Genomic DNA, 451 nt, shown 5'->3' with positions numbered 1-451 from the left:
GTAATATTCACACAGTAGTAACTTTTATTTTAGCACAATTAAATAGAACTATAGAAGTTTACAAAGATTTAAAATTCTTAAAAATTATCAAACAGTTGTGTTGAAATTGAAAGGAGGTGAAAACAAATGAACAAATATTTCGTTCTCGAGCCTGAGATGGAAGAAGAAAATACTCTTGACATTGATTTTGACGATGCTATGAAAATAGTAGAAGCAGGTCTAATCATTGCAAGAGAAATGGGGTTGCTTGAAGACTAATTTTTTCAGTCGGGGGAAGTATCATGAATAATTATCAAATACTCTATTCTAAATACGACCATGATGATATGTGAGTATATAACAACGTCATGGTCGTATTTTTACATATATACCTTTATTTTTTTCCCTTAATTTGAAAACGGAAAACAAATGTATAATAAAAAAATAATAAAAGAGTGGTGAGTTTTAATGG

At 28.8% G+C, this 451-nt stretch carries 1 protein-coding gene; it reads left to right on the top strand.

Annotated features, from left to right (window positions below; genetic code table 11):
• Nucleotides 1–126 precede the first annotated feature (126 nt).
• Nucleotides 127–258: a hypothetical protein gene (locus tag ETC00_RS20880; RefSeq protein ID WP_256379915.1), complete on the top strand. Its 132-nt coding sequence runs from the start codon at nt 127–129 to the stop codon at nt 256–258.
• Nucleotides 259–451: the final 193 nt, after the last annotated feature.

It is taken from the genome of Brevibacillus sp. MCWH, from assembly GCF_013096935.1.
GTDB lineage: Bacteria > Bacillota > Bacilli > Brevibacillales > Brevibacillaceae > Brevibacillus > Brevibacillus aydinogluensis.
The sequence above is the reverse complement of the archived record's forward strand: the minus strand, read 5'-3'. Positions and strand labels throughout refer to the sequence as shown.